16 protein-coding genes are annotated in these 19,392 nt (G+C 63.9%); 14 read left to right on the top strand and 2 right to left on the bottom strand.

The window, feature by feature from the left end:
- Positions 1-39 precede the first annotated feature (39 nt).
- The 3 genes from NKH35_RS16660 to NKH35_RS16650 all read left to right on the top strand — a co-directional run bounded on the left by NKH35_RS16660 (position 40) and on the right by NKH35_RS16650 (position 2,984).
- On the top strand, positions 40-1,026 hold the full coding sequence (locus tag NKH35_RS16660; RefSeq protein ID WP_352915420.1) for an ABC transporter permease: 987 nt from the start codon (positions 40-42) through the stop codon (positions 1,024-1,026).
- A gap of 4 nt (positions 1,027-1,030) precedes the next feature.
- A complete protein-coding gene (locus tag NKH35_RS16655) occupies positions 1,031-1,825 on the top strand; it encodes an ATP-binding cassette domain-containing protein (protein ID WP_023668515.1) in 795 nt (264 codons plus the stop codon).
- 136 nt (positions 1,826-1,961) lie between these two features.
- Entirely contained in the window at positions 1,962-2,984 is a 1,023-nt protein-coding gene (locus tag NKH35_RS16650) for a LacI family DNA-binding transcriptional regulator (RefSeq protein ID WP_023668516.1), read from the top strand.
- Positions 2,985-3,320: 336 nt separating this feature from the next.
- Here the strand turns inward: NKH35_RS16650 and NKH35_RS16645 are convergent, their stop codons facing one another.
- On the bottom strand, positions 3,321-3,902 hold the full coding sequence (locus tag NKH35_RS16645) for a TetR/AcrR family transcriptional regulator (protein WP_023668517.1): 582 nt from the start codon (positions 3,900-3,902) through the stop codon (positions 3,321-3,323).
- 242 nt (positions 3,903-4,144) lie between these two features.
- Between NKH35_RS16645 and NKH35_RS16640 the strand changes: the two genes are divergently transcribed.
- The 8 genes from NKH35_RS16640 (at position 4,145) to NKH35_RS16605 (ending at position 14,448) form a co-directional block, all read left to right on the top strand.
- Positions 4,145-4,405 carry a hypothetical protein gene (locus NKH35_RS16640; protein ID WP_023668519.1) on the top strand — a complete coding sequence of 87 codons (261 nt, stop codon included), beginning with the start codon at positions 4,145-4,147 and terminating at the stop codon, positions 4,403-4,405.
- Positions 4,399-7,587: an efflux RND transporter permease subunit gene (locus NKH35_RS16635; RefSeq protein WP_023687080.1), complete on the top strand. Its 3,189-nt coding sequence runs from the start codon at positions 4,399-4,401 to the stop codon at positions 7,585-7,587. The genes NKH35_RS16640 and NKH35_RS16635 overlap by 7 nt, the downstream gene beginning before the upstream one ends.
- Positions 7,588-7,601: 14 nt before the next feature.
- Entirely contained in the window at positions 7,602-8,756 is a 1,155-nt protein-coding gene (locus NKH35_RS16630; protein ID WP_023687079.1) for an efflux RND transporter periplasmic adaptor subunit, read from the top strand.
- A gap of 181 nt (positions 8,757-8,937) precedes the next feature.
- A complete protein-coding gene (locus tag NKH35_RS16625; RefSeq protein ID WP_352915416.1) occupies positions 8,938-9,645 on the top strand; it encodes a GntR family transcriptional regulator in 708 nt (235 codons plus the stop codon).
- Between the two features lie 17 nt (positions 9,646-9,662).
- Positions 9,663-10,766, top strand: coding sequence for a mandelate racemase/muconate lactonizing enzyme family protein (locus NKH35_RS16620; RefSeq protein WP_352915413.1), 1,104 nt, complete (start codon positions 9,663-9,665; stop codon positions 10,764-10,766).
- A 161-nt stretch (positions 10,767-10,927) separates the two neighbouring features.
- Positions 10,928-12,250: an NAD(P)H-dependent oxidoreductase gene (locus NKH35_RS16615; protein WP_023668524.1), complete on the top strand. Its 1,323-nt coding sequence runs from the start codon at positions 10,928-10,930 to the stop codon at positions 12,248-12,250.
- A gap of 20 nt (positions 12,251-12,270) precedes the next feature.
- Positions 12,271-13,758, top strand: coding sequence for a xylulokinase (locus NKH35_RS16610; RefSeq protein ID WP_352915411.1), 1,488 nt, complete (start codon positions 12,271-12,273; stop codon positions 13,756-13,758).
- Positions 13,759-13,914: 156 nt separating this feature from the next.
- Complete coding sequence (locus NKH35_RS16605; protein WP_352915408.1) at positions 13,915-14,448, top strand: hypothetical protein; 534 nt, start codon at positions 13,915-13,917, stop codon at positions 14,446-14,448.
- A gap of 16 nt (positions 14,449-14,464) precedes the next feature.
- On the opposite strand, the gene NKH35_RS16600 is transcribed toward NKH35_RS16605, so the two are convergent.
- Positions 14,465-15,427, bottom strand: a complete 963-nt coding sequence (locus NKH35_RS16600; RefSeq protein WP_352915406.1) for a sugar-binding transcriptional regulator — start codon at positions 15,425-15,427, stop codon at positions 14,465-14,467.
- Positions 15,428-15,710: 283 nt separating this feature from the next.
- On the opposite strand from NKH35_RS16600, the gene NKH35_RS16595 reads away from it, so the two are divergent.
- From NKH35_RS16595 to NKH35_RS16585, 3 genes are all read left to right on the top strand, one after another.
- Complete coding sequence (locus NKH35_RS16595; RefSeq protein ID WP_050589004.1) at positions 15,711-16,694, top strand: ABC transporter permease; 984 nt, start codon at positions 15,711-15,713, stop codon at positions 16,692-16,694.
- Positions 16,695-16,823: 129 nt separating this feature from the next.
- Positions 16,824-17,762: a sugar ABC transporter substrate-binding protein gene (locus tag NKH35_RS16590; RefSeq protein WP_023684414.1), complete on the top strand. Its 939-nt coding sequence runs from the start codon at positions 16,824-16,826 to the stop codon at positions 17,760-17,762.
- A gap of 30 nt (positions 17,763-17,792) precedes the next feature.
- The gene (locus NKH35_RS16585) at positions 17,793-19,301 is read left to right on the top strand and encodes a sugar ABC transporter ATP-binding protein (protein WP_023732154.1); all 1,509 of its coding nucleotides are present in this window, start codon (positions 17,793-17,795) and stop codon (positions 19,299-19,301) included.
- Positions 19,302-19,392: the final 91 nt, after the last annotated feature.

Raw genomic sequence — 19,392 nt, 5'->3', positions numbered from 1 at the left:
GCGAGGTTTCAGCCTTTCCCTTCCTGTCGCGGGTTATCAGTGGAAAACCGTTCGCTCATCCAACGCCTGATCGCGAGGCCGGAATTCGGGCCCTTCGTTCTGCTTATCGTCGAAATCGCGGTGTTCTGGAGCATCAACCACGATTTCCTGTCGCCGCAGAACATCTCCAACACGCTGGCCTTCACCGTCGAGCTCGGGCTGATCGCGCTGGCGATGACGCTGTTGATGACGTCGGGTGAATTCGACCTGTCGGTCGGCTCGCTGTTCGGCTTTTCGCCGGTGCTGATGTGGACGCTGTTCAACAGCGGTCTGACCTCGCTGGAGGTCGGCTTCCTCGCCGCGCTGCTGATCGCCGCCTTCATCGGCCTGGTCAATGGCTGGTTCGTCACGCAGTTGAAAATCCCATCCTTCCTGGTGACGCTCGGCATGCTGCTGGTGGTGCGCGGCACCGCGCTGTTCGTCACCGACGGCTTTCCGCAGCGGACGTGGAGCGCCGAGGGCAGCTGGCTGGCCGAAGCGCTGGTCGGTGATTTCTTCATCGGCCCGTTCCGCATCTACATGTCGCTCTTCTGGTTCATCGCGGCGGCCATCGCGCTGGGCTACGTGCTGACGCAAAGCCGGACCGGCAACTGGATCCAGGCAGCCGGCGGCAATCCAGGCGCCGCAAGGGCGCGCGGCGTCAACGTCAGCGGCGTCAAGATCGGCCTGTTCGTGCTGTCGTCGGTGATGGCTTCGCTTGCCGGCATCATCTCGTCGCTGCGCACGTCGGCCGCCAACCCCAACAGCGGCACCGGCTACGAGCTCGAAGTCATCGCCATGGTGGTGATCGGCGGCACGGCGCTGACCGGTGGGCGCGGCACCATCATCGGCACCGTGCTCGGCATCCTCATCCTGCGCGTCATGCGCAACGGCATCGTGCTGATCGGCGTGCCCGGGCTGGCCTACAACATCTTCATCGGCGCCATCATCCTCGGCATGATGGCGCTGCACTCATGGCTGGAACGCCGGCATCAGGCAGGGACCTAGAACCATGGCTGAACCGCTCATCCGCATGTCCAACATCAAAAAGTCCTACGGGCGCGTGCAGGCGCTCGAAGACGCCAATTTTCATGTCAACGAAAGGGAGATCGTCGGCCTGCTCGGCGACAATGGCGCCGGCAAATCGACGCTGATCAAGGTGTTGTCGGGGGCGGTGCCGCTGACCAGCGGCGACATTTTCATCCGCGGCAAGAAGGTCAATCTGCGCAGCACCAGCGACGCCATCGCGCACGGCATCGAGACGATCTACCAGGATTCGGCACTGGTGACGCAGCTGTCGATCGCGCGCAACCTGTTCCTCGGCCGCGAGCCGATCAAACCGCCGCGCTTTTTGAACCGCATGGACCAGGAGGCGATGAACAATGTCGCGCGCGACCTGCTGAAACAGGTCGGCATCTCCAAGAACATCCCGCCGACGACGCCGATCGGCTCCCTGTCCGGCGGCGAGCGGCAGGCCGTCGCCATCGCGCGCGCCATGCACTTCGACAGCGACCTGATCATCCTCGACGAGCCGACCAACAATCTCGGCGTCGCCGAGACGCAAGGCGTGCTGAGCTTCGTGCGCAACGCGCGCGATTCCGGGCATTCCTGCATCTTCATCGCCCACAACATCCACCATGTCTTCCAGGTGGTTGACCGCATCGTCGTCATGCGTCGGGGCAAGGTGGTGGCCGACGACATCGACCCGAAGAAGACCAGCGTGGCCGAGGTCGAACGCATCATCACCGGGATGTCGGACAAGGAGATCCGCGACGCCATCATCGAAGGCGGGCCATCGCACGGCTGAACCGTCTTCGCGCCGTCTGGCACGGAAACGCATCCGCTCTAACTCGTTGTAGAGCATGACCTTTTGACAAAACGGTTCCCGTTTGTCCGAGAAAACCGGTTCCCACTTTTCGGGATCATGCTCTATGACTACAGCCATGAAAGCCACCGTTGCCGACATAGCCAGGAGCTGCGGCCTGTCGACCGCGACCGTCGACCGGGTTCTGAACAACCGGGCCGGCGCGAGCGCCGCCAACCGCCAACGGGTGATGGAGGCGGCCAAGCAGCTCGGCTATTTGCCGGTGGTCGATCAGGTGACGCTGCCGTCGCGGCCGGCGCATCTTGAATTCTTCCTGCCGATCGGCGCCAACGGTTTCATGATCGACCTCGCCGGGCACATCGAGGACTATGCGGGGCGCCTGCCGCTGGTCGCCTCGTGCCGGATCCACAATCTCGGCGGCATCTCGCCGGCAGCGCTGCAGGCGGCGGTTGAAAATCTGTCGCTGAAGGCCAATGGCGTCGGCGTCATTGCCGTCGATCATCCGCGAACGCGCAACATATTGCGCGATGTGGTCGAGGCAGGCATCCGCCTTGTCACGCTGGTCTCCGACGTTCCAGCCGCCCCGCGTTCGGCCTATGTCGGCATCGACAACCGGGTTGCCGGACGCACGGCGGCGCTGTTGATGGGGCGCTTCCTCAATGGCCGCCAGGGTCATCTGGCGATGGTCGTCGGCTCGCGTTCCTATCGCGGGCACGAGGAGCGCGAAATGGGTTTTCGGTCGGTACTGACAGAGGAATTCCCCAATCTCACCGTCTCGAGTGCGGTCGAGATCAATGACGAACCCGAAGGCAGCTACACAGCAACGATGCAGGCGCTGCACAACGAGCCGGAACTGCTCGGCATCTATTGCGTCGGGGCCGGGCGCTCAGGTGTGGCGAGAGCGCTGCTCGAGGCCAAGCCAAAGAAGAAGCCGGTCTTCATCTGCCACGACCTGACCAAGGAAACGCGCGGCTATCTCGTCGACGACCTCGCCGATGTCGTCATCGACCAGAATGCGCGGCTGATCGCGGAGCAATCTGTGATCCGCCTGCTCGGCTCGATCGCGTCCGCCGCGCCCTACCTGACGAAGAAGTTCATCGAGCCACGGCTGATCTTCAAGGAAAACGTGCCGGTGCAGTGAAGTCGCGCCGTGGCGGTTTCTCCGATTTGTACGACAAGTCGGGGTAGATGCCGCAAATCTGCACAGCAGCCATGCAACTTTCATTGTTGCCGAATCATTGGGCAACCCGTACTCATCTGGGTGTCGGCCATCTACTCCTCCCAGATGCGATGCCGACGCTGAGCGCGGTGCACCTCCTCCCGCATCTCGTTCGAAATCGAGCCCGCTGCCACCTCCTCCCGGCAGCGGGCTTTTTTCATTCTCAAATGAATCTAAATTAAAGTTGACGGGCAAGTTCGGAGAATAGCCAAAAGCCCCGCCGGATGATGGGGACTCCTCAACTCCGAAAGCTGGAATTCAGCGCGCCCTGAAAGAGCTGATCAGGCCTTCAGCCATGCGCACGAACTGCGTGCTGGGGCCCTGGCAGCCCATGGTCTGCACGCTGACGCGCGCCCCTTCGAACAGCAGCGACAGCGTATCGGCCAGAAGCTCGGCCTGACCGATGCCCGCATCCCGGCACAGCGCAACGAGGCGATCGCGCTGAGCGCTCTTGAGCTCCTTGATCACGCTCCTGGCGGGATGGTCCGGCTCGGTCAATTCGGCGGCGGCATTGGCCATGTCGCAGCCGCGACCGTCAGCCGCCAGGCAAGCAGCGGCCATGCGAATCCAGGCATGCAACTGGGCGAGCTTGTCGCCGGGATGCTCCGCCTCGAATTGGTCCCACATCGCGGCCCCTTTAGCCGCCGACGCGCGCAGGCACTGGACGATCAGTTCGTCCTTGGACTCAAAATGACGGTAGAGCGTCATCTTGTTGGTGCCGGCGGCTTCCGTGATGGCGTCGACACCGACGCCCTTGATGCCATGCTTGTGAAACATGTCCTGCGCCGTCTCCAGGATTCGATCCCGGGGGCGCACACGATCGGTAATGCCGTCTGCCATCGCAGTCTCCTTGTCTCCCTAAAAATTCGGTTCACCTCTTGACTAGGGTGTTACCGGTCTGTAACTATCCGAATGTTACTTACTGGTAACACCTATGTGGCCTTCCGTCAATAACAAGGCCGTGAACTGGTCCTGCCAGATCACACGGGGTGAAAATTGCAGGTCATGCGGCTCCGGCCGGTGAAGAGATGAAAACCGGTTCGCGATCGTCCGATGCGAATCGCTGGAATGGAGACGCTCCAATGTCGCAGCGCAAGGATTTGACCATCGATGAAGCCATCCGGGATCCGATGATCCGGCTGGTGATGAAAGCGGACCGCGTCAACCCGCGCGCCTTCGAAGCGATGCTGAGGACCGTTGCCGATGAGCAGGGCCTCAGCGGCGCGGCGCCGTCTTCGTATTTTTTGCAGGACCCGGGTTCGGTGCGCAGCAGGCGGCTGTCCCGGTCTGCCCATTCTTTTAAAGAGGCCGGTTCTTCTAAAGAGGTTTGCGTGTCGTGGTAAACTTTTTCATCCATCGTCCGATCTTCGCCTCGGCCATCGCCATCATCATGGTGCTCGCCGGGACGATTTGTTATTTCCTTTTGCCGGTTTCGCAGTTTCCCGACATCACGCCGCCGCAGGTCGTGGTCAGCGCCCATTATCCGGGCGCCAGCGCGCAAGTGGTCGCCGATACGGTGACGACGCCGCTGGAGCAGCAGATCAACGGCGTCGAAGGCATGACCTACATGTCGTCGTCGAGCTCCAATGACGGCTCCTCGACCATCACCATCACCTTCGATGTCGGCTATTCCTTGAGTACCGCGGCCGTCGACGTCCAGAACCGCGTCTCGCAAGCGGCCTCCTCGCTGCCGGCGATCGTCAACCAGGGCGGCGTGACGATCAAGAAGCAGAACCCAAATTTCGTCCTCATCGTCAACCTGACCTCGCCCGACAGTTCGGTCGATCCGGTGGCGCTGAGTAACCTCGCCTATCTGCAGGTCGTCGATCCGCTGAAGCGGCTGCCTGGCGTCGGCGACGTCCAGATATTCGGCGAGCGCCGCTACTCGATGCGCGTCTGGCTCGACCCGGACAAGCTCGCCAATCTTGGCATCACCGCCGTCGACGTCCAGAATGCCATCTCGGAACAGAACGTCCAGGTGGCCGCCGGCAAGATCGGCCAGTCGCCGGCGCCCGCCGGCACCGCCTTCGAGATGCAGGTCAACGCCGTCGGCCGCCTGAGCGACCCCAAGGAGTTCGGCGACATCGTCGTGCGCGCCAACACCGGCACCGGCTCGCTGGTGCGGCTCCGCGACGTCGCCCGCATCGAACTCGGCGCGCTGCAATATTCGTCGTCGGCCTTCTTCGGCAAGGACCCGACGGTGGTGCTCGCCGTCTACCAGATGCCGGGTTCCAACGCGCTCGATCTGCAGCAGCACGTCAAGGACAAGATGCAGGAACTGTCGGCCCGTTTTCCCAAGGGCGTCAGCTACGCCATGCACTACGACACCACGCGCTTCGTGTCGGCATCGATGCATGACGTGCTGATCACGCTTGGCGAAGCGCTGGTGCTGGTCGTGGCCGTGGTGTTCATCTTCCTGCAGAGCTGGCGCACGACGATCATCCCGACCATCGCCATTCCGGTGTCGCTGGTGGCGACGATGGTGGTCATGGAAATGATGGGCTTCTCGCTCAACATGCTCTCCCTGCTCGGCATGGTGCTGGCCATCGGCCTCGTCGTCGACGACGCCATCGTGGTGGTCGAAAATGTCGAGCGACAATTGGAGGCTGGCCTCAAACCGCTGGCGGCGACCAAGGCCGCGATGGCCGAGGTCACCGGACCGATCATCGCCACCACCGCAGTGCTGATGGCCGTCTTCGTGCCTGTTGCCTTCATTCCCGGCGTCTCCGGCAAGCTCTACAATCAGTTCGCGCTGACGGTGGCGATTTCGGTCGGCATATCCGCCTTCAACTCGCTGACGCTCAGCCCGGCGCTGAGCGCCGCCTTCCTGCGCCATCGCGGCGAGACGCAGTTCGCCCCGTTCCGCTGGTTCAACACGGGCTTCGACAGACTGTCGCATGCCTATGCGCACGGCGTGCGTATCCTCATCCGGCTGCGCTGGATCATGCTCGGCTTGTTCGCGGCCGGCCTGGTGGCCACCTACTTCGTCTGGCAGAAGTTGCCCTCGACCTTCCTTCCGGTCGAGGACCAGGGTTACTTCTTCGTCGTCATCCAGCTGCCTGACGGCGCCTCGCTGGAACGCACCGATGCGGTGGCGCAGAAGGCGCGCGACATCCTCCAAGCTACGCCCGGAGTCGAGATTGTCGGTTCGATCAGCGGCCTGAACTTCCTGACCAGTGCGGCGCAGTCGAACTCGGCTGTCGAGTTCGCCATCCTGAAGCCGTGGGAAGAGCGCGGCCCCGACCAGAGCGCGTCGAAGCTCGTCGCCGACGTGCGCGGCAAGCTGATGCAGATTCCGGAAGCCTTCGCGCTGTCCTTCGATCCGCCTTCGATCCCGGGGATCGGCACCACGGGCGGCTTCGAATTCGTCGTCGAGGATCTCACCGGGCGCGGCAGTTCAGCCCTCAACGACGCGACGCAAGCCGTGATCGCCGAGGCGCGCAAGCAGCCGGAAATCAACCCGCAGCAGCTGTTCTCGCCGTTCTCGACCTCGACGCCGCAGTTCAACTACGACCTCGACCGCAGCAAGGCCAAACTGCTCGGCCTCAACCTGCCCGACGTCTTCAACACGCTGCAGATCTATCTCGGCTCGCTCTACGTCAACGACTTCAACCTGTTCGGCCGCACCTTCCGGGTGACCATCCAGGCCGACAAGGATGCACGTGCCGACGCAGGCGACCTTTCGCGGCTCTATGTGCGCAACGCCTCCGGCGGCATGGTGCCGCTGAGCACACTGGGCAAACTGGTGCCGTTCGTCGGCCCGGAAACCGTGCCGCACTACAACAACAACGCCTCGGCCACCATCAATGGCGGCGCAGCCCCCGGCTTCTCGTCGGGCCAGGCGGTTGCCGCGATGGAACGGGCCGCCGCCACCGCTTTGCCCAGGGATTTCGGTTTCGAATGGACCGGCATCACCTTCCAGGAGCTCAAGGCAGGATCGATCGCGTCGGTCGTCTTCGGCCTCGCCATCGTCTTCGTCTTCCTGATCCTGGCGATGCAGTATGAGAGCTGGGCGATGCCGTTCATGGTGCTGCTGGCGGTGCCACTGGCCCTGTTCGGCGCCTTCGCAGCCCTGTTCCTGCGCGGCATGCAGATCGACGTCTACTCGCAGATCGGCTTCGTCATGCTGATCGGCCTCGCCGCCAAGAACGCGATCCTGATCGTCGAGTTTGCAAGGCGGCGGCGCGAGGAGGGACTGAGCATTGTCGACGCGGCAATGGAAGCTGCGCGGCTGAGGCTGCGGCCGATCCTGATGACGGCCTTCGCCTTCATCCTCGGCGTGCTGCCGCTGATGTTTGCGACGGGTGCGGGTGCGGCAAGCCGGCAGTCGATCGGCACCACCGTGTTTGGCGGCATGGTCGCGGCGACCATCCTGTCGCTGGTGTTCGTGCCAGTCTTCTACGCGGTCATCGAACAGCTGCGCGAAGGCCGCGTGCGCAGCGAACCGAACGCTGCTCATGACCAGGACAATAATGAACCGACTGCCGAACCAGCGCCGATGCGCCTGGCCGAAGCAGCCGAATAGAATTGGAGACCAAAATGCGTAAATGGAAAATAGCTTTGGGAACGGCCGTCGCCCTGGGAGCGATCTCGGTGGCAAGCGTCCACTTCCTCGACATGGGCAATCTCAGCCTCAATGCCGGCACGGCGGCAGCGACGGCAGCACCTGCGGCATTCGTCATGCCGGTGCCGGTGACGAGCGTGGTCAAGAAGACGATCCCGATCTACCTTGACTACGCCGCCCGCATCGAGGCGATCCGCAGCGTCACCTTGCAGGCCCGCGTGCCCGGCTATCTGCAGGAGCAGACGGCTGAGGACGGCGCCGATGTGCGCCAGGGTGATCTGCTCTACAAGATCTCGCCCGACGACTTCAAGGCGGCTCTCGACCAGGCCAAGGCCGAAGTGCAGCGCGACCAGGCGAGCCTCGACTATGCACGCTCCAATCTCGGCCGCGGCTCCGAACTCGCCAAGAGCGGTTATCTCGCCAAGGACGGGTTCGACCAGCGCACGAGCACCTTGCGCCAGGCCGAAGCGTCGCTTGCCGTCAACCAGGCGGCGGTGCGGACGGCCGAGCTCAATTTGAGCTACGCCGAAATCCACGCTCCGTTTGCCGGCCGCGTCGGCCGCAACCAGGCTTCGGTCGGCACGCTGGTCAGCGTCGCCGGCACGGTGCTGAACACGCTGGTGCAGCTCGACCCGATCTACGTCACCTTCAATCCGAGCGAGACGGACCTGGCCGAAATCGAACAGGCCCGCGCCGCCGGCCCGATCGAGGTCGAGGTGCTGCTGCCCGGCGAGACCGAAGCCAGCCAGAAGGGCGAACTCACCTTCATCGACAACACGGTCGACCACTCGACCGGCACGATTACGGCGCGCGCCACCATTGGCAATGCGAAGTTCTCGCTGCTGCCGGGCCAGTATGTCCGCGTGCGGCTGCACATCAAGCAGCTGCCCGACGCGCTGATGGTGCCGCAGGTGGCGCTGGGTTCGAGCCAGCTCGGCAAATATGTCTATGTCGTCGGCAAGGGCAACACGGTCGACCAGCGCATCGTCTCGCTTGGCGCGACCAGCGGCGACCTTGTGGCGGTCCTCAGCGGCGTTGCCGAAGGCGACCAGGTGATAACGGGCAATCTGCAGAAAATCGGACCAGGAATGCCGATCTCGCCGTTGCCCCAGGAGAAACCGGCCAGCTGATAACCCCCATCAGCCCCGGTCCTGCGGCGCCTTCGGCTTCCACGCCGAGGGCGCCGTTTTTTTATGGAGCGCCGCACGCCGTTTTTGGAGTAACCGCAAGGCACAAGAATCCGGAACAATCATCTTGTAGGATTGTCGACAATCTGCTTGTCTGGTTTCCGGCTCTCACTGGAGTGACGGAATGGCCAAGCTGGACTTCAGTCCGATCGCGGATACGACACGCCGGGCCGAGATCGTCGCGCTGTTGCGGCGCGCGATCCTGACCGGCCAGCTGGAACCCGGCCAAAAGCTCAACGAGCTGAGGATCGCCGAGCAGATGCGGGTCAGCCGTGCGCCGTTGCGCGAGGCGATGCGCGAGCTGGTGCAGGAAGGCATCCTGACCAGCATTCCCTATGCCGGCACCTTCGTCATCGATGTCACCGCCAAAGATATCGACGACGCCTATTCGCTGAACAAGGTGCTCGATGAATTCGCCATCGAGCGGACATGGAAGCTGCGCGACCAGCGCTTCTTCGGCGAACTCGACCGCCGGCACGAGGCAGTGAAGCAGGCGACGCGCGCGCGAGACACCACCCGCCAGATCGAAGCCGCGCTGCAATTGCACGGGCTGATCTATGAATGGGCCGACAATTCGGTGCTGCGGGAAACCTGGCAGCGGCTGACCAGCCGGCTGCAGATGTATTTTGCCCTGCACCAGCGGGCCCGAAACGAGCCGGTGCCGGCCGAAGATCTCCACGAGACCTATGTGCGGCTCTTGAAGGGCGCCGACATGCGCGCTGCCCAGCGCCATGCGCGCGAGCATATCGACCTCGATTTCGAAGAGCTGCTTGCCTATGCGCGTGGCCTCGAGCAGCGGAACATCGAAGGGCTGACCCTCCTCAACACCTAGAGACAACGGACAGACAAGTGCAGATCAAATCCATCAAGGCCTATCGCGTCGTGCAGCCCTTCGTGGACGGGCCCTACCGCATGTCAAAGGGGCGGGTTGCAGACTGCTTCGATGCGGTGATCGTCGCCATCACCTCAGACAGCGGCGTGACCGGCTGGGGCGAGATGGCGCCGCTCGGCAATTTCTATTCGGCCGCCTTTCCGGCGGGAACGCGCGCGGGCGTGGTCGAGATCGCGCCGCACCTGATCGGCCAGGACCCGCGTGGCCTCGCCGGCATCGGCCGATTGATGGATACGGTGTTCAAGGGCCATCCTTACATCAAGTCGGCGCTCGACATGGCCTGCTGGGATCTGGCGGCCCGGGCCGCCGACGTGCCGCTGGTGACCATGCTTGGCGGCCGCGAGAGCGACATGGCGGAGACCTACCGCGTCGTCACCCACGGCACGCTCGACCAGATGGCGGCACTGGCCAAAAGGATCATCGCCCAGGGCTGCCGCCGGCTGCAGGTCAAGGTCGGCGGCAATGTGCATGACGACATCGAGCGGGTGAGCGCAGTCGCTTCGGCCGTGCCGAAAGGCACGGTGATTTTCTGCGACGCCAATGCCGGCTGGACACCCTACCAGGCGCGGCAGTTCGCCGATGCAACGCGCGGCATCGACTACACGTTCGAGCAGCCCTGCACGACGATCGAGGAGAACATGTCGGTGCGCCGCATGCTCGACAAGCCGATGGTGCTGGACGAGAGCGTCATCTCGCTCGAGGCGATGCTGGAAATCCATCGCCTGGGCGCCGCCGACGGGCTGACGCTGAAGATCTCGCGGCTTGGCGGCGTAACCAGGACAAGGCAAATCCGCGACGTCGCCGTCGATCTCGGTTTCATGATCACCGTCGAGGATACGGGCGGCGCCGAGATCGACACGGCGGCGATGGCGCATCTGTCGCTGTCGACGCCGGAAGAACGCCGGCTGCACGCCATCGCCTTCCATGAGTGGGTGACGGTGCGCACGGCCTCCAACGCCCCACCGGTCACCGGCAGCCACATGGGCATTCCCGACGGGCCCGGCCTCGGCATCGATGTCGTGCCCGACCTGCTCGGCAAGCCTTTCCTAGAGATCGGCTGAGATCAAGCGCAGCATGAAGCTGTCACCCCACGAATCCTCCGTGGGAGATTTGGTCCTGCAGCCATTCTCCGATTTGCGGGTTGAAATATTTTTCAAATGGAAATAGGAATGTTCAAAATGATGATTTGACGCTGCGGCGCGTCATGACTGGAGGAAGCGATATGGCCCATCCGCAATTTGCAGCGGAACTTCTGCAGCGCGCTGAAGCCCAAGGGCCCATCACCATCGGACTCGCCGGCGCCGGGCAGATGGGCACCGACATCGTCGTCCAGGTGGCGCTGATGCCGGGCATGCGGATCGGTGCCATTTCCGAGGTGCGGCCGCAAGCGGCGATCGATGCCGCACTGCTCGCCGGCCATGACCGCTCCGACATCGTCCAGGCTGCGAACGCCTCTGCCATCGACCGCGCCATCGAGGCCGGCAAGATCGCTGTCACCGAAGATCTGCATGCGCTGGCCGCGGCCGGCCGCATTGATGTCATCATCGACGCGACAGGCAATCCCAACATCGGCACGCTGTTTGCGCTCGAAGTGATGAAGAACGGCAAGCACATCGTTATGCTCAATGTCGAGGCGGACATTACGATCGGCCGCTTCCTCAAGGAGGAAGCGCGCAAGGCCGGCGTGGTCTACACCGGTGCGGCCGGCGACGAACCCGCCTGCACGCTGGAGATCATCGGCTTCGCCAAGAGCCTCGGCTTCAACATCATCGCCGCCGGCAAGGGCAAAAACAACCCGCTCAAGATCGACGCCATGCCCGCCGACTACGAGAAGGAAGCGGCCGAGCGCAACATGAATGCGCGCATGCTGGTCGAGTTCGTCGACGGTTCCAAGACGGCGATCGAGATGGTGGCTATCGCCAACGCCACCGGGCTGGTGCCAGACGTGCCGGGCATGCACGGCCCGACGGCGACGCTGGAGGAACTGGCCAGCGTGCTTTGCCCGCGCGAGGATGGCGGCGTGCTGCACCGCAAGGGCGTGGTGGACTATTCTATCGGCAAGGGCGTGGCGCCCGGCGTGTTCTGCATCATCGAAACGAGGCATCCGCGCGTGCTGGAGCGCATGGTCGACCTCAAGGTCGGCAAGGGCCCCTATTTCACGATCTACCGTCCCTATCACCTGACAAGCCTTGAAGTGCCACTGTCGGCGGCGCGCGCCGTTGTCTACAAACGAGCCGACATGGAGCCCCTCGACCATCCGGTCGCCGAAGCGGTGGCGGTGGCCAAGAGCGATCTCGGCGCGGGCCAATCGCTCGGCATGATCGGCGAGAACGACTATCGCGGCTTCGCCATGACCTGGGAGGACGCCCGCGCCAAGGGCGCGCTGCCGCTCGGGATTGCCGAACGCGCCAAGGTGGTCAAGCCGGTCAAGACCGGCGACTTCCTTACCTATGAAAATTGTGTACCCGACGATTCGATGGTGATAACGCAGATCCGCCGCCGTCTAGACCAGTCGGATGGACAGTTTGTGACCAACGCCGCCTGAACCTTCGGGATCTCCCTGTGATGGACGATGTCGTTATCGGGATCGATGCCTCGACGACGGCGGTGAAGGCGATCGCCTTCACCGGCGACGGCGCGGAGCTGTTCCAGGCGCGCGAGGCCTATCCGCTGGCCAATCCTAAGCCCGGCCATTTCGAGCAGGATGCCGAACATTGGTGGGCAGCCCTTATCAGTGCGCTGAAGCAGGTTGCCGACAAGGTCGGCGCCGCGCGCGTGGCGGCAATTGCCATAGCCCATCAGCGCGAGACCTTCACCCTGATCGATCAGGCCGGCACGCCGCTCATCCCGGCGATCCTGTGGCTTGACGAGCGCGCCCGGCCTCAAGTCGCCAGGCTGTCGGCCGAGCTTGGCCGCGAGACGATCCGCGACTGGAGCGGCAAGCCGCCGGATCCGACGCCGGCGCTCTATGCCATCGCTTGGCTGGCCGAACACCAGCCGCAGGTGCTGGCCAACGCCGCCGCCCTGGTCGATGTTCATGGCTTCTTCGTTCACCGGCTGACCGCACGGCTGGTTACCAGCACGGCAAGTGCCGACCCGCTCGGCTTGCTCGATGTCGCGACAGGCGAATGGCACCCTGAGCTTGTCGCGGCTGCAGGGCTGCAGCCACGGCAGTTGCCGGCGCTGATCGGCCCAGGCGAAATCTGCGGCGGCCTTGCCGAAAGCATTGCCCAGCTGACTGGCCTCAAAGCGGGCACGCCAATTGTCGCCGGCGCCGGCGATGGCCAGGCCATGGGTCTCGGCATGGGCGTCTATGGTGCCGGCAGGAGCTATCTCTCGCTCGGCTCCGGCGTCGTCAGCGGCTGCTATTCCGGCACGGTCACCACATCGGACGCGTTTCGCACGCTGGTCTCGCCGACCGGCTCCGGCTTCATGCTGGAAACCGTGCTGCGCTCGGGCATGCAACTGGTCGACTGGATCGTGCGCACCACCGGCGCGTCTTCCGCGGCAGAACTGGAGAAGGGTGCGGTCGATGTTGCGGCCGGCGGCGACGGTCTTTTGGTCATGCCCTATTGGGCCGGCGTCATGAGCCCCTATTGGGATGGCGCGGCGCGCGGCGCCGTTGTTGGCCTGTCGCTCGACCATGAGCCCAGGCATCTCTTCCGCGCCACGCTGGAAGGCATCGCTTTGGAGCAGGCCATCGCCAGCGAGGCGATGGAGGCCGAAAGCGGCGGCAAGCCGGGAGAGATGATTGCCGCCGGCGGCGGCACCAATTCGGCGCTGCTGATGAAGATCATGGCCAGCGTGCTGGAGCGGCCGCTGTTCGTGTCGCCGGTCAACGAGGCGGCGGCCCTTGGCGCGGCCATGCTGGCGGCTTCGGCGATCGGCTGGTTCGCCTCGGCGGAAGACGCCGCCAAGGCAATGGCGGCGGCGCCGGCCAGGCGTGTCGATCCGGATATGACGCTGGTGCCGGCTTACCGGGCGCGCAAGTCGATCTACCGCGACCTCTATCACGCGACACGCGACATCCACGCGCGGCTCGGTGCGATCTGAGTTCAAGCGCAGCTTGCCTGCGTGAGGCTCCCATGCCCAACCTGCCAGCTTGCCGATTTTGCGTCCTGCCCGGCCAATGCTAGACTCATCGGGCTCATGAAAGCAGTATTTCACCTTGCCGCCCTGCCCTGGATTGTCGCGCTTGCGGCAGCTCCAATGACGGCGCGTGCGCAGGACGAGCCGCCCTTCGAGGTCACGCTCGACATGGACAATGACGGCAGGATGGATCGGGCCGCGATCGCGGCGGATTCCGACAGCGGGCTGGCGGATCTCTCGATCTATCTGGCTGCCGGCGAAGGAAAGCTCGATCCTTCGCGCAAGCCTGACTTTGTCAAAAAGGCGCTGACGCAGGACCGTATTCTCGGGCTCGAAAGCAAGGGCAAGGGATCGCTTGTCGTCACCTCGTGCTTCGGCTGCGGCGCCAACAAATCATGGGATGCGACGCTGACCATCGTCTGGCGCGGCGGAAAATTCCTTGTCGCCGGCTACAGTCGCGACTGGGACTGGAATGTGCAGAAAGCCGACGGCTCGGTCGAGACGACGCTGGGCGGCTGCGACATCAATTTTCTCACCGGCAAAGGCACCGCTTCAAAGGACCTGGACGACGGCAAACCGGTCGCGGGAAAATTCGTGCCGATCGCACTGGCCGACTGGTCGGACGAAAGTCACCCGGAGCCCTGCGAATTCTGACCGACGCCGACAGCGCTCAACGGTTGAGCAGGCCTTTGGCCGCATCCTCATCGGTAATGAGCACCGAAATCCTGGTGTTGGCGAGCGCGGCGCGCATGACGGCGACCTTCTCCTGACCGCCTGACACCAGGATGATGCTCGGAATATCGGACAGATCCTGCAGCGGATAGGCGCAGACGCGGCGGTTGACCTCATGGTCGACAGAGTGGCCCTCGGCGTCGATGAAATGGCACAAGAGGTCGCCGACCGCGCCGGCCGCCTGCAATTCCTCGAGTTCGCTCGGTTTGATGAAACCGTAATTGGCGATCGGGCTGTCCTTGGAAAACGAGCCGACGCTGAGCACGGCGATGTTGGCGCGGCGCGCGCGGAAGACCACATCCTGAACGCTGCGCTGGCTCATGAAGGCATCGCGCTGTTCCGGCTTGTCGGCATAGACCGGCACCGGCAGCAGGAAACATTCAGCGCCGATCTTTTCGGCGAACTCCCAGGCGCTTTCGGTCGGGTTGAGCGGCTGCGCGTGGGTGAGGCCGCCGAGCATCGAGACAACCGTCGTCCTGGCGATCGGCCGCCTCGGCAGTTCGTTGATGGCGAATTTCAGGGTGCGACCCCAGCCCAGCGCAATGACGTCGCCGGCATTCACATTGTCGGCGAGATAGGCGGCAGCCGCGTGGCCGATCATCAGCGGCGCGTTGCTGCGATCAGCGGCTGATGGCACCACGACCGCCTGGCTGAGCCCGAAACGCTGCTTCAGGCTCTCCTCGAGCTGCACGCATTCGACGACACTGTCGCGAATGCGGAACTGCACGATGCCCTCCTCTCGCGCAGCGGAGAGAATGCGGTGCACCTTGATGCGGCCGACGCCGAGGATCTCGGAAATGCGCTCTTGCGTCAGGCCTTCGACATAGTAATGCCAGGCGGCCCGGGCCTTGAGCTCGGCATCGGGGAAGCGCGAGGCTTTCTCGTTGTCGACGGTCGCCATCTTTTGCCCTCCCGCGGCAAATTTCGGAAATCTTCCGCAAGCGCCGCCCCCTGGCCTTCCCTAGGACAAACCGCCCTGTGGTGCAAACCACCGCCGAATGGCGCAACGGCTCTTGACAATTTTCTAATGAACAGTTTAGCTGAACAAAATTGCACATCAAAGATAAATTGTTCACAGGGAGGTGCCTGGTGAACAAGAGCGGACGGCAGGCCATCGCCGTTTCGCTGACGGAGGAGACGAAGTGGCCGTGAGTAATGATGCAAGCGAGTCGAAGGCTGGCGAGTTGAAAGCCGCGCCCGGCGCTCAAGGTGCGACGGCCGCGAAGCTTTCGGCACTGTTTGCCGGAACCATGGGACCGCTGATCGGACTGCTGCTGCTCTGCCTGGCGCTGACGCTGACCACCGACACGTTCCTCACCGTGCGCAACATCCTCAACGTACTCGACCAGATCACGGTGCTCGGCATCATGGCAATCGGGATGACGCTGGTGATCCTGATCGGCGGCATCGATCTCTCGGTCGGCTCGGTGCTGGCGCTGGCCGCCATGGTGATGGGCTTTGTCTCCCACCCCGACTATCTCAATCTCGGCCTTGCGGCCGGCGTCGTTGCAGCACTGGTCGTCGCCGGCCTTTGCGGACTGGTGTCCGGCCTGCTGGTGACCGTCACCCGGCTGCCGCCGTTCATCGCGACGCTGGCGATGATGTCGGTGGCGCGCGGTCTTGCCAATATGATCACCGACGGTTCGCAGATTGTCGGCTTTCCCGACTGGTTCACCAGCCTGTCGATCATCCGCCATTTCGGCTTCCTGTCGGTCACAGTCGGGGTGATGATGGTGCTGGCGATCGTCTTCGCCATCTTCCTCAACTACCGCGCCACCGGCCGCAGCCTTTACGCCATCGGCGGCAGCGCCGAGGTGGCGCGGCTCTCCGGCATTCCGGTGAAGTCACTGACCAACTGGGTCTACGCCATCTGCGCCGTGCTTGCGGGTCTTGCCGGCATCGTGCTCGCCGCGCGGCTGGATTCGGTGCAGCCGAGTTCCGGCCTCGGCTATGAGCTCGACACCATCGCGGCGGTGGTGATCGGCGGCGCCAGCCTGTCGGGCGGCATCGGCTCGATCGGCGGCACCGCGGTCGGCGTACTCATCATCGGCGTGCTGCGCAACGGGCTCAATCTGCTCGGCGTCTCGCCCTTCATCCAGCAGGTGGTGATCGGCGTGGTGATCGCGCTGGCGGTCGCCAGCGATACCTGGCGGCGCAGGGCGCGATAGAGAACGGGGCACAATTGAGAATTCGCCCGGAGCGTCCGGGCGATAGACGGATCGGTCGATCCGAAACTGGGATGTTCCAAGGGGCGCGATGCGCTGGCGGGACAGTTTGACTATCAACGGAGGAAACACATGCTCACCAAACGTTCACTGCTGCTCGCCGCTGCCGCAATCATTCCCCTGCTCGGCCTGACCGACATGGCCTCGGCCAAGGAGGCCAAGAAACTCGGCCTCGCGGTGGCCAATTTGCAGGCCGACTTCTTCAACCAGATCAAGCAGTCGGTCGAAGCCTACGGCAAGGAGAAGGGCATCGAGATCGTCACCGTCGACGCCAAGGGCGATTCGGCAACGCAGGTCAGCCAGGTACAGGATTTGATCACGCAGAACATCGACGCGCTGATCTACATTCCGGCCGGCGCCACAGCCGCCACCGTGCCGACCAAGACCGCCAAGGCCGCCGGCATTCCGGTGGTCAATGTCGACCGCAATGCAGACGGCGCGCCCGGCGACACCTTCATCGCCACCAACAGCGTCGCCTCGGCGCAGGCGGTGTGCGACTACATCGCCAAGCAGGCCGGCGGCAAAGGCGAACTGATCATCATCCACGGCCAGAAGGGCACCACGCCGGAAGTCGATCGCTCGAAGGGCTGCGGCGAAGCGCTCAAGGCCTATCCCGATATCAAGGTGGTCGGCGAATTGTGGAGCGAAGGCTGGCACCAGGACGAAGGCTTCAAGCTGACGCAGGACCTGCTGCAGTCGCATCCCGATGTCTCCATCGTCATCGGCCAGGCCGATGCGCTGGCGCTGGGTGCGGCACAGGCGGTCAAGGTCGCCAATCCCGGCCACAAGGTCTGGGTTGCCGGCTTCGATGGCGACGTGGCCGCACTCAAGGCGCTGAAGGACGGCGTGTTCGACGTCACCGCGACGCAGCAGACGCAAGGCATGGGCCGGCTCGCCGTCGATGCGGCGATCAAGCTGGTGGCCGGCGAAAGCGTTCCGGCCGAGCAGCTGCAGGATGCGACGCTGACCACCAAGGACAATGTCGAGCAGTTCATCGCCAAGCACCCGTAACCTGCGGCACCGCTTATAGAGAGCGCCACGATGTCTCCTGATCCTCGCCACAGCGAAAGCCCGCACAACGGGCTCTTCGTCAACGGCCTTTGCAAGAGCTACGGACCGGTCCAGGTCCTGGCCGATGCAAGCTTTGAGGTGCGGCCGGGCGAGGTTGTGGCGCTGCTCGGCGAAAACGGCGCCGGCAAGTCGACGGTGTCCAATATCATCGCCGGCTCGACCCGGCCCGACGCGGGCACCATCATCTGGCGGGGGAAACCTTATTCCCCCGCCTCGCCTGCCGCGGCAATCGATGCCGGTGTGGGCATGATCCATCAGGAACTGAAGCTGCTGCCGGATCTGTCGGTGGCGGAAAACGTCTATGTCGGGCGCCTGCCGATGCGCGGCGGCCGCATCGACCGCGCCGAGATGAACGCCAAGGCCTCGGCGCAGTTGAAGCGGCTTGGCCTCGACGTCTCGCCCGAGCGCAAGGTGGGCACGCTGCGCATCGCCGCCCAGCAACAGGTCGAGATCGCCAAGGCGTTGACGCTCAATGCCGAATTGCTGATCTTCGACGAACCCACCGCAGCGCTCGGCGGCGAGGAAACGGAGCTTTTGTTCCAGCAGATCCGCAAGCTCAAGGCGGAGGGCATGTCCTTCATCTACATCAGCCATCGTCTCGACGAGATCGCGCAGATTGCCGACCGCGTGGTTGTGATGCGCGACGGACGCATCGTCGCCCGCCACGAGCGCGCCGATATTCCCGTGCGCACAGTGGTGGAGCAGATGGTCGGCCGCTCGGTCGAACGGATGTTCCCGCATCTGTCGCCGCCGCGCGAGGAGACGCTGCTCGAGGTCGACAACCTGTCCTCGCCGGAGAAGAGCTTCAACAACGTTTCCTTCTCGGTCCAAGCAGGCGAGATCCTCGGCATTGCCGGGTTGATCGGCGCCGGCCGCACCGAACTGGTACGGGCGATCGCCGGAGCCGATCCGATCTCGTCGGGCTCGGTGCGCGTTGCCGGCAAATCGGTGCATCTCAGCGGGCCGGCGGCAGCGATCAAGGCCGGCGTCGTGCTGGTGCCGGAAGACCGTAAGGCGCAAGGCGTGGTGCTCGACCAGACCATCGGCGAGAATCTGGCGTTCGGCAATTTCGACCATGTCGCGCCGAAGGGCTGGGTGTTTCCGAAAGCGGTGCAGAAATTCGCCGAAGCCGGCATCGCAAGGCTCGGGGTCAAGGGCAAACCTGGCCAGGCGGTCAGCAAGCTTTCCGGCGGCAACCAGCAGAAGGTGATCATTGCCAAATGGGTGTCGCGACCGCCAAAAGTGTTCATCCTCGATGAACCGACGCGCGGCATCGATGTCGGCGCGCGTGCGGCTATCTACGACGTGATCGCCGACCTCGCCCGCTCCGGCATGGCGGTGGTGGTGGTCAGCTCCGACCTCGAGGAGGTGCTGGGGCTGTCGCACCGGGTGCTGGTGCTGAGCCGCGGCCGCCAGCGCGGCATTCTCGACCGCAGCGAGGCGAGCAATGTCGCGGTGATGGAACTCGCCACGAGCTGAGGACAGGAGTCGGAACAAAGCGCAGCAGGTGGTATCCTCCCAAGGACCGGACCGCGCGGGGCGCCAGCAAAGACTGGCGCCCCCTCATTTT

It is taken from the genome of Mesorhizobium sp. M1143, from assembly GCF_040318435.1.
Taxonomy (GTDB): Bacteria; Pseudomonadota; Alphaproteobacteria; order Rhizobiales; family Rhizobiaceae; genus Mesorhizobium.
This window is presented reverse-complemented; position numbering and strand designations above follow the sequence as displayed.

Excerpts from the sequence above, each read along its gene's own strand:
- NKH35_RS16655 (WP_023668515.1), top strand. The coding sequence starts at position 1,031 with ATGGCTGAACCGCTCATCCGCATGTCCAACATCAAAAAGTCCTACGGG.
- NKH35_RS16650 (WP_023668516.1), top strand. The coding sequence starts at position 1,962 with ATGAAAGCCACCGTTGCCGACATAGCCAGGAGCTGCGGCCTGTCGACC.
- NKH35_RS16645 (WP_023668517.1), bottom strand. The coding sequence starts at position 3,902 with ATGGCAGACGGCATTACCGATCGTGTGCGCCCCCGGGATCGAATCCTG.
- NKH35_RS16640 (WP_023668519.1), top strand. The coding sequence starts at position 4,145 with ATGTCGCAGCGCAAGGATTTGACCATCGATGAAGCCATCCGGGATCCG.
- NKH35_RS16630 (WP_023687079.1), top strand. The coding sequence starts at position 7,602 with ATGCGTAAATGGAAAATAGCTTTGGGAACGGCCGTCGCCCTGGGAGCG.
- NKH35_RS16625 (WP_352915416.1), top strand. The coding sequence starts at position 8,938 with ATGGCCAAGCTGGACTTCAGTCCGATCGCGGATACGACACGCCGGGCC.
- NKH35_RS16615 (WP_023668524.1), top strand. The coding sequence starts at position 10,928 with ATGGCCCATCCGCAATTTGCAGCGGAACTTCTGCAGCGCGCTGAAGCC.
- NKH35_RS16610 (WP_352915411.1), top strand. The coding sequence starts at position 12,271 with ATGGACGATGTCGTTATCGGGATCGATGCCTCGACGACGGCGGTGAAG.
- NKH35_RS16605 (WP_352915408.1), top strand. The coding sequence starts at position 13,915 with ATGACGGCGCGTGCGCAGGACGAGCCGCCCTTCGAGGTCACGCTCGAC.
- NKH35_RS16600 (WP_352915406.1), bottom strand. The coding sequence starts at position 15,427 with ATGGCGACCGTCGACAACGAGAAAGCCTCGCGCTTCCCCGATGCCGAG.
- NKH35_RS16590 (WP_023684414.1), top strand. The coding sequence starts at position 16,824 with ATGCTCACCAAACGTTCACTGCTGCTCGCCGCTGCCGCAATCATTCCC.
- NKH35_RS16585 (WP_023732154.1), top strand. The coding sequence starts at position 17,793 with ATGTCTCCTGATCCTCGCCACAGCGAAAGCCCGCACAACGGGCTCTTC.